Annotated in this window: 18 protein-coding genes; 10 read left to right on the forward strand and 8 right to left on the reverse strand. The window is 63.7% G+C overall.

All coding sequences use genetic code 11. From position 1 onward, the window contains the following. Positions 1–163: 163 nt before the first annotated feature. Together JQ609_RS03305 and JQ609_RS03310 are read right to left on the reverse strand one after the other, a co-directional pair. Positions 164–1,798, reverse strand: a complete 1,635-nt coding sequence (locus JQ609_RS03305) for a thiamine pyrophosphate-requiring protein (protein WP_212271994.1) — start codon at positions 1,796–1,798, stop codon at positions 164–166. 267 nt (positions 1,799–2,065) lie between these two features. Further along, positions 2,066–2,236 (reverse strand): hypothetical protein, encoded by a 171-nt coding sequence (locus tag JQ609_RS03310; RefSeq protein ID WP_211995622.1) that lies wholly within the window; start codon positions 2,234–2,236, stop codon positions 2,066–2,068. A 216-nt stretch (positions 2,237–2,452) separates the two neighbouring features. Here JQ609_RS03310 and JQ609_RS03315 point away from each other — a divergent pair, with 216 nt between their 5' ends. Both JQ609_RS03315 and JQ609_RS03320 read left to right on the forward strand, forming a co-directional pair. Further along, a complete protein-coding gene (locus JQ609_RS03315) occupies positions 2,453–2,617 on the forward strand; it encodes a Flp family type IVb pilin (RefSeq protein WP_212205443.1) in 165 nt (54 codons plus the stop codon). 21 nt (positions 2,618–2,638) lie between these two features. Further along, on the forward strand, positions 2,639–2,848 hold the full coding sequence (locus JQ609_RS03320; protein WP_212271995.1) for a hypothetical protein: 210 nt from the start codon (positions 2,639–2,641) through the stop codon (positions 2,846–2,848). 15 nt (positions 2,849–2,863) lie between these two features. Here JQ609_RS03320 and JQ609_RS03325 read toward each other — a convergent pair whose 3' ends face one another. Together JQ609_RS03325 and JQ609_RS03330 are read right to left on the reverse strand one after the other, a co-directional pair. After that, a complete protein-coding gene (locus JQ609_RS03325) occupies positions 2,864–3,100 on the reverse strand; it encodes a hypothetical protein (RefSeq protein WP_212271996.1) in 237 nt (78 codons plus the stop codon). Between the two features lie 29 nt (positions 3,101–3,129). Next, positions 3,130–4,119, reverse strand: a complete 990-nt coding sequence (locus tag JQ609_RS03330; RefSeq protein ID WP_212271997.1) for a Ku protein — start codon at positions 4,117–4,119, stop codon at positions 3,130–3,132. Positions 4,120–4,385: 266 nt separating this feature from the next. On the opposite strand from JQ609_RS03330, the gene JQ609_RS03335 reads away from it, so the two are divergent. The 6 genes from JQ609_RS03335 to JQ609_RS03360 all read left to right on the forward strand — a co-directional run bounded on the left by JQ609_RS03335 (position 4,386) and on the right by JQ609_RS03360 (position 9,940). Continuing rightward, positions 4,386–4,538, forward strand: coding sequence for a hypothetical protein (locus JQ609_RS03335; RefSeq protein ID WP_192734298.1), 153 nt, complete (start codon positions 4,386–4,388; stop codon positions 4,536–4,538). A 114-nt stretch (positions 4,539–4,652) separates the two neighbouring features. Continuing rightward, positions 4,653–5,321 carry a metallophosphoesterase gene (locus JQ609_RS03340; RefSeq protein WP_212205451.1) on the forward strand — a complete coding sequence of 223 codons (669 nt, stop codon included), beginning with the start codon at positions 4,653–4,655 and terminating at the stop codon, positions 5,319–5,321. A 285-nt stretch (positions 5,322–5,606) separates the two neighbouring features. Then, on the forward strand, positions 5,607–6,278 hold the full coding sequence (locus tag JQ609_RS03345) for a response regulator transcription factor (RefSeq protein ID WP_212205458.1): 672 nt from the start codon (positions 5,607–5,609) through the stop codon (positions 6,276–6,278). Between the two features lie 246 nt (positions 6,279–6,524). Continuing rightward, on the forward strand, positions 6,525–7,901 hold the full coding sequence (locus JQ609_RS03350; RefSeq protein ID WP_212271998.1) for a sensor histidine kinase: 1,377 nt from the start codon (positions 6,525–6,527) through the stop codon (positions 7,899–7,901). 148 nt (positions 7,902–8,049) lie between these two features. Beyond that, positions 8,050–9,471, forward strand: coding sequence for a hypothetical protein (locus JQ609_RS03355; RefSeq protein WP_212205462.1), 1,422 nt, complete (start codon positions 8,050–8,052; stop codon positions 9,469–9,471). A gap of 163 nt (positions 9,472–9,634) precedes the next feature. Next, positions 9,635–9,940: a hypothetical protein gene (locus tag JQ609_RS03360; protein WP_212205464.1), complete on the forward strand. Its 306-nt coding sequence runs from the start codon at positions 9,635–9,637 to the stop codon at positions 9,938–9,940. A gap of 30 nt (positions 9,941–9,970) precedes the next feature. On the opposite strand, the gene mntR is transcribed toward JQ609_RS03360, so the two are convergent. Then, entirely contained in the window at positions 9,971–10,447 is a 477-nt protein-coding gene (gene mntR, locus JQ609_RS03365; protein ID WP_312014637.1) for a manganese-binding transcriptional regulator MntR, read from the reverse strand. A 495-nt stretch (positions 10,448–10,942) separates the two neighbouring features. Here mntR and JQ609_RS03370 point away from each other — a divergent pair, with 495 nt between their 5' ends. Beyond that, positions 10,943–13,864 carry a TonB-dependent receptor domain-containing protein gene (locus tag JQ609_RS03370; protein WP_212271999.1) on the forward strand — a complete coding sequence of 974 codons (2,922 nt, stop codon included), beginning with the start codon at positions 10,943–10,945 and terminating at the stop codon, positions 13,862–13,864. Between the two features lie 275 nt (positions 13,865–14,139). Here the strand turns inward: JQ609_RS03370 and JQ609_RS03375 are convergent, their stop codons facing one another. From JQ609_RS03375 to exbB, 3 genes are read right to left on the reverse strand one after another with little or no spacing between them, the layout of a single operon-like run. Beyond that, positions 14,140–14,889 carry a TonB family protein gene (locus JQ609_RS03375; protein WP_212205470.1) on the reverse strand — a complete coding sequence of 250 codons (750 nt, stop codon included), beginning with the start codon at positions 14,887–14,889 and terminating at the stop codon, positions 14,140–14,142. Continuing rightward, positions 14,886–15,311, reverse strand: a complete 426-nt coding sequence (gene exbD / locus JQ609_RS03380; RefSeq protein WP_192734306.1) for a TonB system transport protein ExbD — start codon at positions 15,309–15,311, stop codon at positions 14,886–14,888. The genes JQ609_RS03375 and exbD overlap by 4 nt, the downstream gene beginning before the upstream one ends. 5 nt (positions 15,312–15,316) lie before the next feature. Continuing rightward, entirely contained in the window at positions 15,317–16,039 is a 723-nt protein-coding gene (gene exbB / locus JQ609_RS03385) for a tonB-system energizer ExbB (protein WP_312014794.1), read from the reverse strand. A gap of 619 nt (positions 16,040–16,658) precedes the next feature. Between exbB and ccmI the strand changes: the two genes are divergently transcribed. After that, positions 16,659–17,762 carry a c-type cytochrome biogenesis protein CcmI gene (gene ccmI, locus JQ609_RS03390; protein ID WP_212272001.1) on the forward strand — a complete coding sequence of 368 codons (1,104 nt, stop codon included), beginning with the start codon at positions 16,659–16,661 and terminating at the stop codon, positions 17,760–17,762. Positions 17,763–17,784: the final 22 nt, after the last annotated feature.

Consider the following 17,784-nt stretch of genomic DNA (forward strand, 5'->3'; position numbering starts at 1 on the left):
GAGCAAGCCTTGCAGGCCGATGGCGCCAAGCCATCAGCGCTCGCACCAATGTGGCAGATAATTTCATTCCAGGCGTGGCCAGGCCAGCGCCATCCCGGCCTTTTCTTAAGGCCGGGGTGGCAAAATGTGAAGCAGGCTAATCGGTTATCGGCCGAGTCTGTGATCAGGTTCCGGGCCGGGAGACCTCGGTCTCCTTGCTGGTGATGAATTCCAGCAGCACCGGGGTGCCTTCCTTGGTCTTGGCGATGCCGCGCTGGATCGCGGGAATGATGTCTTCCGGCTTGGTCACCCGTTCGCCATAGCCCCCGAAGGCGCGCGCCATCGCGGCGTAGTCGCCGGAAATGTCAGTCGAGCGGTATTTCTCGGTCGAGATCGGCATCACCTTCAGCTCGATCGCCATGGAAAAATTGTTCAACAGGATCGACATGATCGGAATCCGCTCGCGCACGGCGGTCTCGAAATCCATGCCGGTGAAGCCGATCGCGGCATCGCCCCAGACATTGATGCAGAGCTTGTCGGGCTTTGCGAGTTTGGCGCCCATGGCGAGCCCAAGCCCGTAGCCGAGCTGGGTGGTCTTGCCCCAGCCGATATAGGACAACGGCTCCACCGATTTCCAGAACGGCGAGAGCTGGTCGCGCGGACTGCCGGCATCATGGGTGATGATGGTGTTCTTGATGTCGACGGTGTGCTGCAGGTCCCACAAGACGCGGTAGGGACTGAGCGGCGCCTCGTTGTGGGTGAGCTTTGGCATCCATTTCGCCAGCCATTCCTTGTGCGAGGCCGCGATCTCGGCGGCGACAGAGGATGCGTCACGATCGCTGGTGACACTCTTGCCGATTTCCTCCAGCAACGCATCGAGCACCAGGCCGGCATCGCCGACCAGGCCGATCCTGGCCTCGACATCCTTGTTGAGATGGTTGGGGTCCAGCGTCGAATGAATGATGGTCTTGCCCTTCGGCATCGCGATGCCGAACGAGGTTTCGGTGAACGAGCAGCCGATGCCGAAGATCACGTCGGCCTCGCCGAGGAATTTTGGCACCGCGCGGGGCACGGCAAGGCCGCCCGAGCCCAGCGACAGCGGATGCGTCTCCGGAAACGACGATTTTCCGCCAAGGCTCGTGGTGACGGGGATCGCGAGGCGCTCGGCCAGCCGCTTCAGTTGCGGCCAGGCCCTGGCGTAGTGCACGCCCTGGCCGGCGTAGATCACCGGCCGCTTGGCGCCGACCAATAGTGCGGCCGCTTCCTTGATGTGGACGGGGTCGGCGCCGTAACGCGTACGCAGCACCGGCGTGTAGTTCAGCGGCTCCGGCACGTCTTCGTTCCACATGTCGGCCGGGATTTCGACGATGACAGGCCCACCGCGGCCGTTCTTCAGCTTGGTAAAGGCGCGGCGAAAGATGTTGCAGACTTCAGCCGCGATATTGATCGGCTCGGAGGATTTTGAGAACGCCCGCATCGCCTGGCTGGAGTTGAAGTTTGGGTCGATATTGGCGAGCCGCCGCGCATAACCCATCGGCAGCACCAGCACCGGGACGGATTCGCCGTAACACTGCGCCACACCGCCCATGGCGTTTTCGGCGCCGGGGCCGTGCTGCATGCAGAACGCGCCGATCGAATGGCCCGAGGTGACCCGGGATATCGCATCCGCCATATGGACTCCGATGCGCTCCTGGCGCACCATCACGGGGCGGATATCGGCATTGGCGGCATATTCGATGAGATGATTGACGGGATAGCCGCAGAGGATCTCGATCCCCTCGCGCTTCATGATTTCTGCAATCGCGGCGCCGAGCTTCATGACGGTCTCCCCCTTGTGTGCAGGCCGGTTCGTTCGGCCGATTTCTCACAGTTGGAACAGGAATTTTCCTCACGGTAAAGCGCGGGCGGCGCCTGCTACGGGAAGTGCTGATATGCGTTTGCCGCCGGACCGCTTGCTACAGACCAATACCGGCGTCAAACCGATGAGTCCGAGGTCCAGCGGTTCCCACTCGATCAGAAACGTGTCGGGCGCTCTTCGCCGCGGCGGCCTCGAAGCCGGCCGCGCCTACGGGCGAGAGGAGGGCGACTATCTCGCCTCGTTGCGGCGATGGTTGAACATCGCCGCCATCAGGCCGAGGACATACGCGGTCAGACGGCGATCGTTGCCGGATCGCACCTCGGCGGTGCGCTGCTCTTCCAACTCATCGTTCAAGAGGCCGATGTAGTTTTTTCCTGGTTCACGCTTCTGCGTGGACATGTGCGCTCGCTCCGGAAGACGCCGATCCGCCGACCATGGCCGGCGCGGCACAATTCAGAGTAAATTTTTGGTACCGTAGGAATACCGGTGCAGTCAGGGCTCCGGCTTAATCAGTCGTTCATCCTGTTCGTCAAAACGCCGTCAATCATTCCAATCTAGGGTTCCATTTGGAGCGTGGCGCGGGAAGAATTCCGGCGGCGTCGACAGGAGTTTTTTATGCGTCGATTGTTGAAGAATTTTTTCCAGGATCAGTCCGGCGCGACCGCGATCGAGTATTGCCTCATTGCGATGGGCATCAGCATCGTGATCGTCGGTGCCGTCAACGGCGTCGGCACTGCGCTCAGCACCAAGTTCGGCACCGTCAGCACATCGCTCAAATAGAACGGGCCGGCAGCGCGCACCATGCAAGAGCTGCTGTTCGGGACCTGGGGTCCACCGATCGCCAGCTTCGGCTGGCAGGTCATCGCCTACAGTCTGCAACATCCGTGGCGCGTATTCGCCGCCATACTGGTTGTGCTCCTGCTCACGGATATCATGTTCCGGAGCAGGCCGTCCGGCGACGGCATTGACGGCTTTGATTTTGGCGGAGGAGATGGCGACGGCGGGGACTAGCGCCGTATGGCGGCGTTACCGGTCGTTTTCATCCGCATATAGCGCCCGCATCATGGCGATCCGCGCGAACATCAGCCAGCCCCCGCCGGTCTCTGCGGCATTGATCAAATGCTCGACCGCGGTTTGCCAGCGCACTTCCTGCTGTTCGGCTTTTGGCAGTTTCATGACGTAGTCGGCGGCGTGCTGCAGCGTCGTGAGCGTGCGGCCGCCGCGCAGCACGATCGGCTTATCGAACGGCGCCGACCACGGCATCGCGCGTTACCGGCCGAATGCCTGCGCGATCAACTGGCCTTCTTGGTGCGGGCGGAAGTGCGAACCGGCTTCTCGGCCTTCTTCGGCGCTTCCTTGACCGTCTCCTTGGCGGCGCGCTTGCCGCTGCCTGAGATCGGCAGCAGCATTTCGCGCTGGCCAGCGGCCGCCTTGCGCGGCTTCTTGCCTTTGGCTTTGCCGTTTTCCTTGCCGCTTTCCTTGGCTGCGGCAGGAGCGGCCTGTTTCTCGTTGGCGAGGCTGCGTTTCAGCGCGTCCATCAGATTGATGACGTTGCCGCCGGTCTTCGGTGCTGCCTTCGGCGATGTCTTCAGGCCGTTGCGCTTCTGGTTGATCAGGTCGATCAGCGCCTGCTCGTAGCGATCCTCGAACTGCTCGGGTTCGAACGATCCGGATTTTTGCTCGACGATGTGCTTGGCCAGATCCAGCATATCCTTGGTGATCTTCACGTCCTGGATGTCGTCGAAATATTCCTTCTCGCTGCGGACCTCATAGGGGTAGCGCAGCAGGGTTCCCATCAGGCCGTTGTCGAGCGGCTCCAGTGCGATGATGTGTTCACGGTTGGTCAGCACCACGCGGCCGATCGCGACTTTGTCCATGCTGCGGATGGTTTCGCGGATCACCGCGAACGCGTCGTGGCCGACCTTGCCGTCCGGCACGAGATAATAGGGACGGATCACGTAGCGGCTGTCGATATCCGCTCGCGGTACGAACTCATCAATCTCGATGGTGCGGGTCGATTCCAGCGCGAGATCGTCAAGCTCGTCCTTCGACACCTCGATATAGGTGTCGGTGTCGATCTTGTAGCCCTTCATGATGTCTTCGTTGGCGACTTCCTCGCCGGTGTCGGCATCGACCTTGGCATATTTGATGCGATGGCCGGTCTTGCGGTTGATCTGGTTGAACGAGACCTTCTCGGTATCCGAGGTCGCCGGATACAGGGCGACCGGGCAGGTCACGAGGGAAAGGCGCAAGAAGCCCTTCCAGTTGGCGCGGGGGGCCATGGGAAACTCCGAACAGACGCAACAGACGACCGTGAAGAATACCATCGGTAGACCCGGTTTCAAACACGGCGGGGGAGGGAATCTGCCAACGGCGTTAACCGAGACCGAGCGATATGTTCCGGCGTTCGACTGCGACCTGTTACGACCTGACTGCAAAATGCCCTCTGAGAAGCCCCGGAACATCATTTGTCATCATGCGTTGCTTTTGACAGGTGGTGTCGAAGCAATAGCTGGCATTACAGGCACTTAGGCAAATGAGGTCCCCCATGGCAACGCGTCGACATGGCCAGATTATCGAAACTCCGACCGAGGCACGTCAGGCCGAACCCGGCCCATCGGTGCTGGCGCTCCTGACCGTCTCGACTGGACTGGCGATCCTGATCCTGGGCGTGGTCTGGTTCGTGTTCTTCCGGACGTAAGGGACGGAGCAAAATACAGTCGCCGGCAGCCCGGCCGGACAATGCAAGCCGGTTGCCGGTGGCGTGCGGTTGGAATAGCACCGTGGAGTCCCCTAGCCGGAAATGCGTACGCGGATGAGCTTCACCTACGTCATTCCGGATATACATGGTCGCGATGATCTTCTGAGCCGCGCGCTTTTGGAGATCGACGCGCATGCGTCCGGCAAAGCCGGCGTCATCGTCACCATCGGCGACTACGTCAACAAGGGCCCGCAGAGCAGGCAGGTGATCGACCGGCTGCTGCCAGGTATCGGCGGCGGCTGGCGCTTTGTTGCGTTGAAGGGCAATCACGACGCGATGATGGTCGAAGGGCTGCGCGATCCGGCGAAACAGGCTTTTTGGCTGGAGCGGGGCGGCGATGCGGCGCTGGCGTCCTATGGCGGCGATCCCGCCGCGGTGCCGCAGGCCCATATCGCGTGGCTCGATCAATTGCGGCTGCTGTATGTCGATGCGCACCGCCTCTATGTGCACGCGGGCGTCGAGGCAGGGACGCCGCTGGAGAAGCAGAGCGAAAAGACCCTGTTATGGAAACGCTACCCGAAGGACGATTCGAGCGGGTTCGGCGAGCTCCACGTCGTGCACGGCCATGACAATGATCCCGACGGCCCGCTGTTGTACGAGGGCCGCACCAATCTCGATACCGCCGCCTGGAAAACCGGGCGGCTGACGGTTGGCGTGTTCGACGATGGCCGGCCGGGCGGCCCGGTCAATTTGATCGTGGTCCGCGGGGCAGACGGCCGTTAGCCGCGCTTTTTGGGCGCTTTGGGCCTCCGATTCGGCAGGCTAGAGCGTTTTCAAGCGAAGTGGACACCGGTTCGCGTGAAGAAGACGCGTCAAAACGAAGATCTAGAGCCCCGTTTCGATTCCATCGGAACGGGGTTTTAGGTGGTGCCTGCGACTGAGGGCCGCGCCGTTGCGGGCCGTCATGACGAAAAAGTAACATGGCGCCGAGTGCCTGTTCATTGGCCGTTCACGCCGATGAGCCTCATCTTGTGGCAGGTTTCGTGAAGCACACCATTGGAGGCCAGCGTGCGCCTGCTTGTCGTCGAGGATGACCCCGATCTCAACCGTCAGCTGACGACGGCGCTGACGGATGCCGGTTATGTGGTCGATCGCGCGTTCGACGGCGAGGAGGGGCACTACCTCGGTGACAGTGAACCCTATGACGCCGTCGTTCTCGACATCGGCCTGCCGAAGATGGACGGCATCTCGGTGCTGGAGTCCTGGCGCCGCAACGGACGGGCGATGCCGGTGTTGATCCTCACCGCCCGCGACCGCTGGAGCGACAAGGTGCAGGGCTTCGACGCCGGCGCCGACGACTATGTCGCAAAGCCGTTTCACCTCGAAGAAGTGCTGGCGCGGATCCGCGCACTGCTCCGCCGTTCGACCGGTCACGCCCAGTCGGAACTGACCTGCGGCCCGGTTTCGCTGGACACCCGCACCGGCCGGGTCAGCGTGTCAGGCAATCCGATCAAGATGACGTCGCACGAATACCGCCTGCTCGCCTATCTCATGCATCATACCGGACGCGTGGTGTCGCGCACCGAACTGGTCGAACATCTCTATGACCAGGATTTTGACCGCGATTCCAACACCATCGAAGTGTTCGTCGGCCGGATCCGCAAGAAGCTCGACGTCGATATCATCCAGACCGTGCGCGGGCTCGGCTATCTCCTGACGCCGCCGGCCCCGGGTACGTGACCAGAGCGTTTTCCAGCGAAGTGGCGCCCGGTTCGCATAGCAATCAAGTTTACGCAGATTGCGTAGACTTATCTGCGGTAGAAAACGCGTCAAAACAAGAATCTAGAGCCCCGTTCCGATGCAATCGGAACGGAAAGGTCTCTGCCGGTCCCTGATTAAAGGCGTTGACGAAGCAACTCGCTTACTTCTTTGTTTGAGCATGTTTTTGTCTGAAAACCGGCCGCCACTTTTCCGGATCGCGTCCTGATGCGCGGCTCGTCGCTCGCCACACGGTTGTTCCTGTCGGCGACCGCGTGGGTGGTGGTGATCCTTGTCATCACCGGGTTCGTGCTGTCGTCGGTCTATCGCGATGCCACCGAGCGCGCTTTCGATCGCCGCCTCAATCTTTATCTGCGCACCCTGATCGCCGAGGTCGCAACCCCGGACGAGCCGCCCGACCACCCGTTCCAGTCGCTTGGCGAGCCGTTGTTCGAGCTGCCGCTGTCGGGGTGGTACTGGCAGGTCGTGCGCACCGACGGCGACAAGCCCGAAGCGCGGGTGTCGCGTTCGCTGTGGGACAAGAAGCTGCCGAAACTCGAGGAGCACGGCGCTGAATTGACCGCGGCGGGCATCCGTCTCGGCTATGTCGACGGTCCCGAGGGGCAAACTTTGCGGATGGTGGAGCGGCCGGTCGACCTCGGCGCGGACGGCAAATTCCTGATCGGCGTCGCCGGCGATGCCGCCGAGATCTTCGACGAGACGCGCAGCTTCGACTATTACCTCGGCGGCACTTTTGCGGCGCTCGGCATCGTGCTGCTGCTGACCACGATCTTCCAGGTCCGCTTCGGACTTGCGCCGCTCAAGCGCATCTCGGAATCGATCGCCGATATCCGTTCCGGCCGTGCCGAACGGCTGGAGGGCGAGTTCCCGGTCGAGATCGCTCCGCTGGCGCGCGAGACCAATGCGCTGATCGACGCCAACCGAGAAATCGTCGAGCGCGCCCGCACCCATGTCGGCAATCTCGCCCACGCCATCAAGACGCCGCTCTCCGTGATCGTCAACGAGGCCGCCGCGCACCCCGTCGATGCCTTTGCCAGCAAGGTGCTGGAGCAGGCCGACGTGATGCGCGATCAGGTGGCCCACCACCTGGAGCGCGCGCGCATCGCCGCGCGCGTCACCGTGGTCGGCACCGTCACCGAGGTCGCGCCCGCGATGGAGGCATTGCGGCGGACCATGGAAAAGATCCACCGGGATCGGGCCATCGCGATCAATCTGAAAGCCGATCCTCGCGCGAAGTTTCGCGGCGAACGCCAGGACCTCGAGGAGATGGCGGGCAACCTGGTCGACAACGCCTGCAAATGGACCGCCACCCAGGTCCTGATCGAGGTGCTGGTCGAGCCGGCGGCGGAGTCAAGCGCCGGGCCGCGGCTGCGGATCATCGTCGATGATGACGGCCGCGGGCTGTCGGCCGACGAGCGCGCGCAGGTCTCGCGGCGCGGACAGCGGCTGGACGAATCCAAGCCGGGCTCTGGTCTCGGGCTCTCGATCGTGGTCGATCTTGCGGCCCTCTATGGCGGCAGCCTTGCGCTCGGTGATGCCCCGATCGGCGGGTTGCGGGCTGAGCTGGTGCTGCCGGGGGTTTGAGCGGAAAGCGATTGAATCCGGTCCGGGACCCGGCCATGCCGCCCTTGATTTCATCATTCCTAAACGACTTCTTAACGCGCGCACTTTTATGATGGCGGTTGGACGCGCTTTGCCGTCCGGACGACACACGCATATCCACACCGGGCGCATGAGCCAGACATCGACCGAGCGGCTGAGGGACTATCTCGCCCAGCTCCCGCCTCAGGCGCAGGCGCTGCTGATGCGCTCGTTCGAGCGCGCGATCGAGCGCGGCGAGGAAGTCGCGGTCGCCACCCTCGTGCTCGAACAATTGCGCAAGGTGGTGCGCGGAACCGAGGAAGACGACGAAGTGCGGCCGCGGACCGATGATCCGGCGCGCCTGCTGTTTCGCCCGATCGAGCCGTTTCTGGTCGAAAGCAATTTCCCGATGCGGCAGGGCCAGATCCGCCGCACCTCGCTGCTGCCGGTCTGGCAATGGCTGGCCCGGGACGGCGCGCCGGAGCAGGCGCGGGCCTTCGAAGCCGCGCTGGCCGAGATCAGGCAGAGCGGTTCGACCGCTGGCCTCGAATCCGAGACGCGCAAGTTCCAGCTCGCCGCCGCGGAAGCGATCGCCAAGGTCGCGGCGCCGGTGCAGGGCGACGACAGGCAGCGTTCGCTCGCGCGTATCGGCCCGCCCAACGTCGTCGAGGACTTCCTGTCGATCGGGTCGGTCTTGCGCGCGCGCGAGGCGATGGACACGCTGGGCAGCCGGCTTGCCAGCCAGTTGCGGGCGTTGTCGGAATCCCAGATCGCGTCGGTGACCTCGGCGCTCAATGTTCCCTCGCTGCAGACGCCGCAACTCCTGCCGTTCGCGCTGTCGCTGATCATGCAGCGGCTGGCGGCGCCGTGGCAGATCATCCGCCTCGCGATCAAGATGGCGGCTTCCGACGATGAAATTCGTGTCGCCGCGACGCCGTACGGCATCGCCGTCACGCTCGCGCTGCACGATCTGTCCTTTCTCGCGGCCTGCCTGCGCACCGACATCAGGCGCGGCCAGTTCGACAATGTCAGCGAGCAGCTGAAGACGCTGCATGACGGCGTGCGCGGCCTGCGCACGGAGCTCGACCTGCGCAACGATTCCACGTGGGGCAAGCAGCTGACCTCGATCCGCGCCGACATTTCCAATTCGCTGCAGTCGGAAATCGACAGCGTGCCCGGCCGGGTCCGGCGCATCCTGCGCCAGCGCGCCGACAAGGACATTTCGTCGGCTCCCAAAATCGACGCCACGGACGTCGAGGAAACCGCGGCCCTGATCGATTTCGTCGCGGTTTGCCGCACCTATGCCAGCGAACTTGCGATCAACGAGGTCACGTTGCGGACCTATTCCGACCTGCAGCATTATGTCGAGCACTCGACCGAGGCGCTGGTGCAGGCGCTGCGCGGCGGCGACACCAAGGCGCGCGCCTACCGGCAAATGCAGGCCAAGGCGGCGATCCGCTTCTGCGAAGTCCTGTTCGGCCATGATTATGCGTCGCTGATGAGCAGGGCGGCCGAAAATGCCGTCACGGGCGAGCGCAAATCCGCCGAGCGCAAGTCCACCCGCAACGGATAGGACGGCCGGGTCGCCGGTTTTTGAGCCCCAAAGCGGACATCCGCACCTCCTCAAATGCTATCGTCCGATTTCAGCGGATATTCACGATTGCTGGTCCTAGGTTTAGGAATGTTGCTCCGACAGCACGGTGGACTTAGTTGGTGTGATTAGAAGGAATGGATGAATGATGCTCCGAAGCGTCCTGATCGTTCTAGTCATCACTGTCGCGCACAGTGCCTGCACGGCGGCTGATGAGTATGACCCCCAACCCGATGGGCGCGAGCCAAAACCAGTCTATTCGGTCTCCAGTTGGCCGCAGGACCTGGCATCGGTGCCGTGTTCGGCCTGGAAGAAAGACAATCTGGGAGCTTGGGCGCTGAAAGGGACGTTAAATTGGGAAAGCGGTGACTTGCGCATTTGGAGCCCGACCTATCAATCGACCACTGCAGAAGGCGTAATCGTCGAACAGAAGTGCGCACCAACAAAGTAGCGCCAACAAAGTAAGCCCGCTTCTGCACCCTCACACCTTGCGGCGATCCTTGTTGGCGCGCAAGAATTCGGCGAACGCCTTCAGCGTCACATCCGACACGTGATGTTCGATGCCCTCGGCATCGCCCTCGGCCGCCTCCTGGGGAACGCCCAGCGCCAGCAGGACATCCACGACAAGGCGGTGACGCGTGCGGACGCGCTTGGCGAGCGTCTCGCCCTTCTCGGTCAGGAAAACCCCGCGATAGGGCCGGGCGGTAACGAGGTCTTCCCGCTTTAGTCGCGCGATGGTGTCGATGGCCGTCGGGTGCGACACGCCCAGCCGGCGCGCGATGTCGGTCGGGCGCGCCTCGCCGGTCGTGCCTAACAGGTCGGAGATCAGTTCGACATAATCTTCCAGGACCGCGGTCGAGCGCGCCGAGCGCGCTTTTACAAAGCGGCGCGCCTGCGTTTGCTCCGTGGGGAGCGGCTGCATCGATTTGGCCCGGTCTGTCGAGGGCTTGCGCAACACGGCACCTTTCCAGGCGAATCCATCGAGAGGAGGCCGACCATGGCGTGCTGCCGAGCACATTGCAAGTTGGCGGCATGTCGCGAATCCGCAACAGGCCGGCGCACGCTTGCGACGACCGGGCGCAGCGTCTTGACAGTTAATGGGGCAACATTAACATGTAGCCTTACCTACGTTTTAAGGTCGCAGCTTATCCGGACCGGTTCCTGTAGCGCGATGAAGGTTGGGGACGAGATGCGCGCGACACGAATGGCCCTTCTGGGCACGTCTGCATTTGCAATGGTATGTTTGAGCCAGGCTGCGGCGCTCTCGCAGACGGCCACGCCTGCGCCATCGGCGTCGCCGGCCGCACCTCAGGCGCCTGCCGAACCATCGGCGCCGGCAGCCCCGGCAACGGGGCAAGCCCCGGCGGATGCCGGTCAATCGCAGACGGCACCGCCGCAACCGGCAACTGCGGCCGGAGCACAAGACAAGCCCGCCGACCCGGCGGAAATCGACATGCCGCAGGTGACCGTGGAGGGCCGCCAGCCCAAGCCGGCCCGGCGGGCAGGGCGCTCCGAGCCCGGCCGGCCTTCACGGACCGTCGCGGCGCTGCCTGGTCCCGCCCCGGCGGCCGCGCCTGCCTCGCCCTTCAATCCGCCGTTTGCGCCGTTGTCGACGATCGGCAGCAATCAAATCCAGACCGGCAGCAGCAATGGCGGGTTCGGCAGCCTGTTCTCCAACATGCCCGGCGCGACTTCCGCGGGCCTCGCCACCGAATCCGCCCGCCCCATTCTGCGTGGCTTGTCGGACGCCAAGGTCCGGATTCAGGAGAACGGTGTCGGTGCGGTCGACGTGTCGGATATCGCGCAGGACCACGCCGTACCGATCGATCCTCTCGCGATCCAGCGGGTCGATGTGGTTCGCGGACCGGGTGCGCTCCGGATCGGCTCGCAGGCCGTCGGCGGCGTGGTCGACGTCAACAACAACCGGATTCCGACGGCCGCTCCAGTGGGTGGGGTGGCCGCGGAACTGAGATCGGGCGTGACGAGCGTCAACAAGGGATGGGAAAGCGGTCTGTTGCTGGATGCCGGCGGTCGCAACGCCGCCGTTCACGCCGACATCTACGGGCGCTCCTCCAGCGATTACAGCATCCCGAGTTATCCCTACCTCGTTCCGCCAAATCCCGCGCCGGTCGGCAACGGCAGACAACCGAATTCAGCCTCGCAAAGTGCGGGAGCGGCGGTCGGCGGTTCTTATTTGTTCGACGGCGGCTATGCCGGCATCGCCGTCTCTCGCTTCACCAGCGACTATTTTGTTCCGGGTATCGCGACCGCGGCCGCGCGCCAGCACAACGATCTCGAGCAGACCAAGATTACCAGCAAGGGCGAGTATCGGCCGGACGCGGCCGCGCTTGCCGCCGTCAGGTACTGGACCGGATATTCGGAGTACCGGCACGACGAGACGGTGCTCGCCGGTCCCGGATACGAGGGGATTGCAGCCACATTCAAGAACAGGCAGACCGAGGGCAAGATCGAGCTTGAATCTGCGGCATTCGCCACGCCCATAGGTGCGCTGACCAGCATTGTCGGTGCGCAGGGCGCCTACCAGCAACTGGATACGGAAGGCCAGGCGATCCTGCTTCCCGCCAAGACCAGAACCGCGGCGGCGTATTTCCTCAATGAAGTAAAACACACCGACACGCTGCGCACGCAATTGGCGGGGCGCATCGAGGGCGTCGATGTCGAGGGAACGGCGTTCACTTTTCCGCCGACATTTCTGCCGCCGCCCAATGAACCGAGCAGGGCCGCGGCCAGGCTCGACTTCATGCCGAAGAGCGTCAGTTTCGGCATCATCAAGGATCTTCCGTCCTACCTGGTCGCGAGCCTGACGCTGCAGCGGATCGAACGCGCGCCGCGCGCGCTCGAATTGTTCGCGCAAGGTCCTGACGGTTCGGAGAAGACCTTCAAGATCGGCAACCCGAACCTGGGAATCGAGACCGCGCAGACGGCGGAGATCGGCCTGAAGCGCATCGCCGGCGATTTCAGGTTCGCCGCCAATGCCTACTACACGTCGTACGACAAGTTCATCTTTTCGCGCGCCACCGGCATCCTTTGCCAGGAAACGTTTGCCACATGCGGCGCCGGCACCGATTACATCCAGGTCAATTACGATCAGCGCGACGCGACGTTTCGCGGCGGCGAACTGGCTTGGCAATGGGACGTCGCACCGCTCGCCAACGGCACATTTGGTGTGGACGGACAATTCGATGTCGTGCGCGCGACGTTCACCGACGGCAGCAATGTTCCGCGCATCCCGCCGATGCGGCTCGGCGGCGGCGCCTATTGGCGGAACGACAGCTGGTTCGCCCGTGTCGGCCTGCTGCACGCCTTCGCACAGAACGACGTTTCGCAGTTCGATACGACGACCGGCGGATACGATTTGCTCAAGGTGCAGCTGGAGAATCGGCAGTTCTGGAAGGATTCGCCGTGGGGAGCGGTCGAGGTCGCCACCGGCATCGTTGGCGACAATCTGCTCAACGCCAACATTCGCAACGCCGTTCAATTCCACAAGGACGAGATCCTGCAGCCCGGACGCGGTTTCAAGCTCTTCCTCAACGTCAAATACGGTGTCGACCGGCCGAGCGGAGCGCCGGGTTCGTCCTTCGGGATGGCGCGGGGGCCGGGCGGCGACATGCACTACAAATCGCCGCGAATGCTCGACGCGGCCTGGAACTGGGCGGGCATCTATGCTGGCGGCAATGTCGGGTATGTCGGCGGCAGGGCTGTTACCAGTGCGGTATTCAGCGAGGATGCGACCGGCCTGCCGTTTGACGGCGGCCGCCTGTTCTCCACGCGCGGCACTGCGAGTATTGGCGGGCAGGCCGGTTACAACTGGATATCCGGCCGATTGGTAGCCGGCATCGAAGGCGATTTCGAATACCGCAATCAGCGCGGACGCAACACCACGACATGTCCCGGCAATATCTGCAACGCGGCGCTGGCTCCGCTCGACGCACCCGTGACGGCAAGCCTGGATTACCATCTGGGATGGGTCGCCTCAGTTCGCGGGCGCGTCGGAATGCTCGTTACACCGGGCCTGATTGCCTACGCCACCGCAGGCGTTCCGTTCGGCAAGATAACGACCTCGACGTCTACCTCAGGCTTCGACAATGCCGGTGCCGCGACGACGGCAGCCTTGAATACCGACATCTACCGGTTTGGCTGGGCCGTCGGCGGCGGTCTGGAGACCCGCCTCGCGGGCAACTGGACCGGCAAGCTTGAATATCTTCACATGGATTTCGGTTCGGTGCGTTCCACGCCGGCCACCGCCGCCAACACAGCGGCCGCGTTCGACTCCAACACCAGGGTGACCAGTGATGGCGTCAGGGTCGGCGTGAACTACAAGTTCGGCGCCGGCGGCGCCATCGTTGCCGATTGATCCCGATATTATCGCGCAAGCCCGCGCGGAAATGGCGGTTGACAGAGGCTGCATGGTTGGCGGCCTCTGTCATAAGACCTTCAAATACGTCTGCTCATACTCTGTTCAGCTGGCTATGGCCTCTGCCGTGGGGCAGGACAATTGATATGGTCGGCGGGGCCGCCTGAATTTTAGAGCAAGGCAGGCGGCCCACTCGGCTTCACCGACGCCTGGTTCCTGACGCCGCCGTCGCGGACGTCTGGTATCTGCAACCCTGCAGCCCGTTCTTGTCCGCGCTATTTCACGGTGAAGCGGATCGGCAGCCTCACGACGACAGAATCGCCCGGAAAATTTGCGGGCGGCGCCGGAAAAGGCTCCGCGCGCTTGAGCAGCGCGACCGCTTCCTCGTCGAGCGCGCTGGAGCCCGAACTTTCGATCACGCGCGCGTTGGCCACCATTCCCTTGCGATCGAGCGCAAACGACACGCGTGCCGTCCCTTGCCGCGGCCGCGCGGCCTCCGGATAGCGCTTGTTCTTTTCGATCAAGGCGAGGACTTTGGTTCGCCATGTCACCGCGGCTTCCGAATCTTTCACATTCGGCGCGCCCTGGGTCGGCGCCACCGCGACCGGCGCGATGCGATCAGGGACCGCCGCGGGTGCCGATGTTGTGGCGGCCGCCGCCTGCTGCTGCGGCGTCACCTCCGGCTGCGGCTTACTTTGCAGCGCCACGGCTGCATCCGGATTGGGAGCGGGAGGCAGCTCGGGCGTTTCATCTGGTGGAGTGACCTCGGGCTTTGCCACCGGCTGCGCCTCCGACATCACCTGTTCCGGGCCGGGCGCGACATCGGATGGTGTGGTCGAAGGCGCTGCTGGCAACGGTGCAAGGTCGACCACAATCGCGCCGGAAGGCTCGGCCGCCGCGGTGTCGTCCGGATAGCGCCAGGTCGCCAGCGTGGCCGTCACACCGGCGTAGACGCACAACACCGCAAGGCCGCTCAACATCCAGCGTTGCAGGTCGGAACGATCTTCGGCCGCAAGCTGCATCATGGCGATGAGGCTTGCTCCAGGCCGACCAGGGCGACTTTCAGATAGCCGGCGGCACGCAGCATGTTCATCACCTGCATCACCTCGCCATATGGGACGAGCTTGTCGGCGCGCAGGAAAATTCGGCTGTCCTTATGACCGTTGGTGCTCGCATCGAGCACGCCAGGCAGGGCGGCCCGGCCGACGGTCTCGTTGCCGACGGACAAAGAGAGGTCCGGTTTGACCGTCAGATAGACCGGCTTGTCGGGCCGCGGCTGCGGCTGCGCATTCGAGGCCGGAAGGTCGACCGCGATATCGACGGTTGCGAGGGGGGCGGCGACCATGAAAATGATGAGCAGGACCAAAATGACATCGATGAACGGTGTCACGTTGATCTCATGGACTTCCGCAAGATCGCCATTGCTCTGATTAACGCTGACAGCCATCGCCGCTACTCCGCCGCTGCGAGATGCCGCCGGACGAGTATGGCGCCGCCGTCGAGGTCACGGCCAACGAGGCGGGTGATCTCCGATGACCCGTCCCCGAGCAGCGCCCGATATGAGCTGATCTGGCGGGCGAACAGATTGTAGATCATGACGGCGGGTATCGCCGCGACCAGCCCGAGCGCCGTCGCCAGCAGCGCCTCGGCGATCCCCGGCGCGACCACCGCGAGGTTGGTGGTTTGCGACTTCGAGATTCCGATAAAGCTGTTCATGATTCCCCACACCGTTCCGAACAGTCCGACGAAGGGGCCGGTCGATCCGATGGTTGCCAGCACGCCGGTGCCGAACCCGATGCGCCGGCTGGCCGCCGCCTCGATCTGCTGAAGCCGGGACGCAACCCTGGTCTTGATCCCTTCCTTGTCCATTCGATCGGTGCTCAGTTTCAATTCCGCCATGGCGCCCTCGAGCAATTGCGCAACCGCCCCCTCGGGCACCTGCCGCACGGCGTCTTCCACGTTCCTGGCGCTCGCGAGTTCGCGCAAGGCGTTCTTCGCGTTACGGCGCGCCTTGATCAGTTCGATCGTCTTCGAGAGCCATACCGTCCAGGTCACCAGCGTCGCAAAAGCCAGACCGATCATCACGGCTTTGACGACGATGTCGGCCTGCATGAACATGCCCCAGGGGCTGAGATCCCGCGGCAGCAGCGCGGCCGCGATCGCGGTTCTGTCCACTCCATCCTGTGCGGAGGCCGGAAGCGACAGGAACAAGAACGGGAGCGCAAGCAACGCGGCGCCGCGGCGAACCTTCGGGCCATCCAGAATTCCAACAAGGCCAAGGGGAAGGGCGTCGCGTCGAAGAGTTTTCCAGGATCGCATCGGTTTTGCCTCTAAGGGGCTGGGAATTAACGTATTCACCCCATTGTGTAGCATCGCCTACGTATTGGTGCAAATGCTATAGCTTGCTGCCGCAGCCTGCGGCGGCTGCGGAACGTTTTGACGGACCTGCCAGATTTTTCGTTCGCCAGGAACAAAAGGCAGGCACCTGCGTGGCCGGATGTGTTGTTATAGATATTCAATTTATGATTGAAATAATGCGACGAATCCGGCGCTCGGGGTGGGTGGCGTGACTCACGCGTCGCTCTTCGGGTTTTGCAGGAGCTGCGCGAAGTTTCTCGCTGGTTCGTGCGTCGCGCCGGCTAACCCGGCGGCGCCCACGCGATCGAGGCTGCGATCGGTCCGGTTTCCCCGGTTTTTCTGCCGCAATTGTCAATTGCCGGGCTTGCCGCCGGTGGTGTAAAGCGGCGCATCGGTGCCTGCTTCGTGGGCGCCGTTTCCGCCCGGGAACCGCTTGATGACGCTGTGGTTTGTGTTCGCGCTGATGACGGTCGCGGCGATCTTTGCCGTGCTCTGGCCGTTGAGCCGCGGTTCGGCGGCGCCTGCTGGTGGCAGCGAGGCTGCCGTCTACAGGGACCAGCTTGCCGAGATCGATCGCGATGTCGCCGCCGGCCTGATTGGGCCCTCGGAAGCCGAAGCCGCGCGCGTCGAGATCAGCCGCCGCCTGCTGGCGGCCGCGGATGGCAGGGATGACCTGCCGGCACAGGCGAACCTCAGACTGCGCCGGTCCTCGACCGTTCTGGCGCTGGTGGGGCTGCCGGTCGCGGCGGTCGCGTTCTACCTTTCCCTGGGATCGCCGCAGCTTGGTGATTTTCCGCTGGCTAGCCGCAGCCGTGTCCCCGACGCCAACCAGCCGATCGACAATCTGATCGCGCAGGTCGAGGCGCATCTGGAAAAAAATCCGACCGACGGCCGCGGCTGGAGCGTGCTGGCCCCGGCATTGGTGCGGCTCGGCCGCTACGACGATGCGATCCGCGCGCTGCGCAATTCGATCACTTACAATGGCGATAGCGCCGAGCGCCGGTCCGATCTCGGCGAAGCCCTGACCGGTTCGGCGGGCGGCGTCGTGACCTCGCAGGCCAAGGCCGAATTCGAACGCGCGGCGGCGCTGAACGCCGACGAGCCCAAAGCCGGCTATTTCCTCGGGCTTGCCGCCGAGCAGGATGGCCGTCGTACCGACGCCGCCGCGATCTGGCGCGCGATGCTGGCCAAGGCGCCGGCCGATGCGCCGTGGCGACCGCTGGTTCAGGCCGCACTGGTGCGGGTCGGCGGTCCGGCTGCTCCGACGCTGTCGAATGAAGCGATGGCGGCGGCCAAGGACATGAACGAGGCCGACCGCGGCGCGATGATCCGCGGCATGGTCGACCGCCTCGCCACCAGGCTGAAAGAGAACGGCGACGATGTCGAGGGGTGGTTGCGGCTGGTGCGGGCCTATATGGTGATGGGCGAGCGCGACAAGGCGGTGAGCGCGCTGGGCGATGCACGTCAGGCGGTTGCCAACGATGCCGAACGCTTGCGCCAGCTCAATGAAGGCCTGAAGACTCTCGGGCTTGACGGATGATGGAACCCATCATGCAGGGAAC

This window comes from Bradyrhizobium sp. AUGA SZCCT0169, assembly GCF_018130085.1.
In the GTDB taxonomy this organism is placed as follows: domain Bacteria; phylum Pseudomonadota; class Alphaproteobacteria; order Rhizobiales; family Xanthobacteraceae; genus Bradyrhizobium.